The sequence below is a fragment of the Mesorhizobium sp. M7A.F.Ca.CA.001.10.2.1 genome, assembly GCF_003998575.1.
In the GTDB taxonomy this organism is placed as follows: domain Bacteria; phylum Pseudomonadota; class Alphaproteobacteria; order Rhizobiales; family Rhizobiaceae; genus Mesorhizobium.
The window spans coordinates 1-3652 of record NZ_RZQY01000625.1 but is presented as its reverse complement, the minus strand read 5'-3'; the positions used below and the strand labels follow the sequence as shown (position 1 = coordinate 3652).

At 62.2% G+C, this 3652-nt stretch carries 6 protein-coding genes; 3 read left to right on the top strand and 3 right to left on the bottom strand.

All coding sequences use genetic code 11. From position 1 onward, the window contains the following. Positions 1-708 (top strand): NAD(P)-dependent alcohol dehydrogenase (locus tag EN964_RS28650; protein ID WP_164776052.1); only part of this gene is annotated, 708 nt, incomplete at its 5' end. A 12-nt stretch (positions 709-720) separates the two neighbouring features. On the opposite strand, the gene EN964_RS28645 is transcribed toward EN964_RS28650, so the two are convergent. Continuing rightward, positions 721-1428 carry an LssY C-terminal domain-containing protein gene (locus EN964_RS28645; protein WP_127273164.1) on the bottom strand — a complete coding sequence of 236 codons (708 nt, stop codon included), beginning with the start codon at positions 1426-1428 and terminating at the stop codon, positions 721-723. Positions 1429-1537: 109 nt separating this feature from the next. Between EN964_RS28645 and EN964_RS28640 the strand changes: the two genes are divergently transcribed. After that, positions 1538-2251 carry a gamma-glutamylcyclotransferase gene (locus EN964_RS28640; protein WP_127270448.1) on the top strand — a complete coding sequence of 238 codons (714 nt, stop codon included), beginning with the start codon at positions 1538-1540 and terminating at the stop codon, positions 2249-2251. A 12-nt stretch (positions 2252-2263) separates the two neighbouring features. Here the strand turns inward: EN964_RS28640 and EN964_RS28635 are convergent, their stop codons facing one another. Then, positions 2264-3070 (bottom strand): extensin family protein, encoded by an 807-nt coding sequence (locus EN964_RS28635; RefSeq protein ID WP_127270418.1) that lies wholly within the window; start codon positions 3068-3070, stop codon positions 2264-2266. Between the two features lie 172 nt (positions 3071-3242). Between EN964_RS28635 and EN964_RS28630 the strand changes: the two genes are divergently transcribed. Further along, positions 3243-3512 (top strand): hypothetical protein, encoded by a 270-nt coding sequence (locus EN964_RS28630; protein ID WP_127270419.1) that lies wholly within the window; start codon positions 3243-3245, stop codon positions 3510-3512. Positions 3513-3542: 30 nt separating this feature from the next. On the opposite strand, the gene EN964_RS28625 is transcribed toward EN964_RS28630, so the two are convergent. Next, positions 3543-3652: extensin family protein (locus tag EN964_RS28625; protein WP_206528771.1), on the bottom strand; the 110-nt coding region annotated here is incomplete at its 5' end.

Genomic DNA, 3652 nt, shown 5'->3' with positions numbered 1-3652 from the left:
CTGCATAAGCACACGCTGGGGTCGTCGCTGTCGGGCATGCTTTCCGACCATGTCATTCTCGGCGAGGACGCCGCGGTGCTGGCGCCGCCATCGCTCGGCGATTTCGAGGCCGCGACATTGCCGATCGCGGCGCTGACGGCCTGGTTCGCCATGGCCGAAGCGACCAGACCGGTGCCGGGCCAGACCATTCTGATCCAGGGCACCGGCGGCGTGTCGCTGTTTGCGCTGCAGTTCGCCACCGCGTTCGGCCTGCGCGCCATCGTCACCTCAAGCAGCGATGAAAAGCTTGAGCGGGCGAGAAAGCTCGGCGCCTGGCAAGGGATCAACTACCGCACGCAACCGGCCTGGGATGAGGCCGTGCGTGAGCTGACGAATGGGCTGGGCGTCAACCACGTGCTGGAAATGGTCGGCGGCGACAATGCACGGCGATCGCTGAATGCGCTCGCCGCCGACGGTCGGCTGTCGATCATCGGCCTGTTGGGCGCGATGGAGCTCAGCTTCCCTATCATGCCCTTCATGCGCAACCGCATCACCGTGCAGGGCCTGTCGGTTGGCCATCGCCGCGCCTTCGAACGTATGAATCAGGCGATCGAGGCGCTGGCGATCAAGCCGGTCATCGACAAGCTCTTTGGCTTCGACGAGGTGCCGCAAGCCTTGCAGCATCTGGAGAAAGGGCCGTTCGGCAAGATCGTGATCACCACGAACTGACTTTTGCGATGGTCAGGGCAACTGCTTCAACACGCCGACAATTGCCTCGCCATCCGTGAAATAGGGATCGCCGCCGCCATTGCGTCCCGTACTGGTGGCGCCGACGCCCGATATATCGCTGGTCGAGATCAGCGTGCCGGCGGTGGCCAGGTCGCGCATCAGGAAATCGCGCTCGGCGTCGATGTCGGGGCCGATATGGTGGGTGACGGCGCCGGTGTCGTGGCTGAGGCCGACGCCGCGATCGAAGCTGGCCGAGCCCAGCCACAGCGGCCGGCCATCGTCGCCGCTTGCATCGGTCTGCCAGAAGCGGACATGATGCCGGCGGTCGGCGCTGAGGCCCTCCGGCTTTTCGAAGGCGAGATCCTGGGCGCGGCCATCGAACAGCAGCCTGCTGACCGGCGCATCGGGGTAGGGGTGGTCGAACAGCACGCTTTCACCGATCTCGATCGCGGTCTTCAGGGTCACGGCGTCGGCGGTGTCCCAGCCGGCGACGGCGAAGGCGTGCACTACTTCCTTTCGCGTACCGACAAGACCGACATTGATGGGATCGCCCGGAATGCCTTGTGGCGTGTGCGTCACCATCTCGAAGCTGTGCTTGCGAAAGCCGCGATCGTGAAACGTCCAGAATTCCGGTGCGGCGAAATAGGCGAGCGCCAGATAGGCGGCCAGCAAGGTCGCCACCCAGATTGCAACGCGTCGCCGAAAACTTCGCTGGCTCATGAACGCCGCCCGATCCGTGCGGTATCTGTTGCCTGACGGACCCTGGAAATCAATGGCCAGCAGCGCGCCGCCGGTCTATCGTGGGCATCGTTTCCTCGCGGGGGCAGCAATGGAGCGGAAGCCGGCAGGCCGCAAGCCAATGGCGTTGACCGCCGAGCTTGTCGCGCAAGTTGAGCGTGTCGAGCCTGATCCCGGGCCAGAGCCCGGAACCAGCGAGCACACCGATGTGGAGTTCGATGGCCTGGTCGAAAAGCTGCTTTTGCAGCATCGTCCCGAGACGCTTTGGGTCTTTGCCTACGGGTCGTTGATCTGGAACCCCGAATTCGCCTATGTCGAGCAGCGCCCGGCCACGGCGCCGGGATGGCACCGCTCGTTCTGCCTGAAGCTGACCCGCTGGCGCGGAACCCGCGATTTGCCGGCCCTGATGCTGGCGCTCGATCGAGGCGGCAGCTGCAGCGGCATCGTCTATCGGCTGCCCGCGGAAGATCATTTCGGGCAACTCGGCCAGTTGATGCGCCGCGAGATCGATGCCAACCCGCCAACCAACGTGCCATGCTGGATCAAGGTCAAGACCAGGGACGGGCCGCTGCGTGCCTTGGCTTTCGTCGCCGCGCCGGACGGCAGCGCCTATGCCGGCCGGTTGCCGTTGGAGCAGGTTGCCGACACGCTGGCGCGGGCTGCCGGTCATTGGGGCTCTTCGGCGCAGTATTTGTTCAGGACCGTGAGCAAGCTTGAAGAGAGCGGCATCCGCGACCGGAATCTCTGGCGCATCCAGGACTTGGTTGCACGGCAGATCGCCGCTTCAACCGGTGGCGCCGATTAGGCTGATCTCTTCCTAACGGCAGGCGCGATAACCGTTTTTGCGGTTCTTGATGTCGAAATGGAAATGGTTGCGGTGGTCGTAATTGTAGCCGGGGCCGAGCACGGTGGTGAAGTACTGGCAGCCGTCGGCGCGCACATTGTTGAGGAAGCCGCGGGTGCGGAAAGCGAACAGGCCGGGCTTACGCACGTCAATGTCGTCGCCATTGTTGAGTTCGATGCTCATGACGTCGAGCGCATTTCCCTTGCCATGCTCGGACAGGACACCTTCGCCGGCAATCCTGCGGCAGGAATAGCTGGAGCCCTGGTGGATGGTCTTGACGCCGGAGAAATAGCGCCAGCGGGCGGAGGGGACGAGCTCGTTCTTCGTCCAGCCGGCAAAGGTGGCGGCCATGTCGCAGGTCAGGGTTGCCGCGGGTTTCATCTGGATGTTGCCGATGGCCGAAACCTTGACCGGATAATCGATGCCGCACTGGCCTTCATGGATCGGCGCCAGGTCGGTGTAGGCGACATCGAGACGCTTCAATTGCTGCCGGCAGTCGGTTTCGCTGGCCGGCATCTGCTCGACGGGCGACATCGGCTCGTCCATGCGCGGATAAGCGGCCTGCGTCATGTATGGATTGGAAGGGACAAGCTTCTGCATGCCGGCATATTGCGGCACGGCAGCCGTCTGCGCGCCGACGTCGACGGCCGGCTGCAGCGACAGCACACTGCCGGTGTTGCAGGCGGAAAGCGCCGCCAGCGCCAGGCCGGCGGTCAGCATTGCTGCATATTTTGTCTGGCGCGCGGTGGCGAAAAACACGGCCCGAAATTTGCCGGCCATTGGCGGAATCCCGTTGATGGATATCCGGCATTTTAACGATCAAGGGTAAAGGAAAACTCAGCGCCCGCGTTCATGCCTGCGGCCGAATTGCGGCACGCGGATCATCGGCGAGGGCAATTCATCTTCGACAAGGCGCCTACTAGTTTTATAATAATTGCGGTTGGAGGGGTAAATGTCGATCTGGCGTACGATAAAACGGTTCTTCACCGCCCGGGATCTGCGTGAAGTGTATGTAACTTTACGCAGGAGTCCCTATTCGTTTGCCTTTCTTCTGAAGCTGGACAGGGATCAGCAGAAGTATGTTGTGGTTCAATTCCGGCATAAAAGTTTCGTCCAAGAGACTTGCAGCATGAGTATCGAAGATTTTGATGATTTTACACGTGGTGTTTTGATCATGAGGGCCGAGATCGACAAGCCGCTCCCGCCGAGCGCTCTGCAATAGATTTAGCCCAATTCCTGAGTGCGCTTTCGGCTATTGGCAGAACGTCCCGCCATGCCGTCTCGGTTCGAGATCGAGATGGAAATGCAGGGAGTGATCGGCATCGGCGCCCGGACCGAGCACCGTCTTGAAGGGTCCACAGG

Coding starts and splice junctions, on each gene's coding strand:
- EN964_RS28645 (WP_127273164.1), bottom strand. CDS start 1,428: ATGAGCCAGCGAAGTTTTCGGCGACGCGTTGCAATCTGGGTGGCGACC.
- EN964_RS28630 (WP_127270419.1), top strand. CDS start 3,243: ATGTCGATCTGGCGTACGATAAAACGGTTCTTCACCGCCCGGGATCTG.
- EN964_RS28635 (WP_127270418.1), bottom strand. CDS start 3,070: ATGGCCGGCAAATTTCGGGCCGTGTTTTTCGCCACCGCGCGCCAGACA.
- EN964_RS28640 (WP_127270448.1), top strand. CDS start 1,538: ATGGAGCGGAAGCCGGCAGGCCGCAAGCCAATGGCGTTGACCGCCGAG.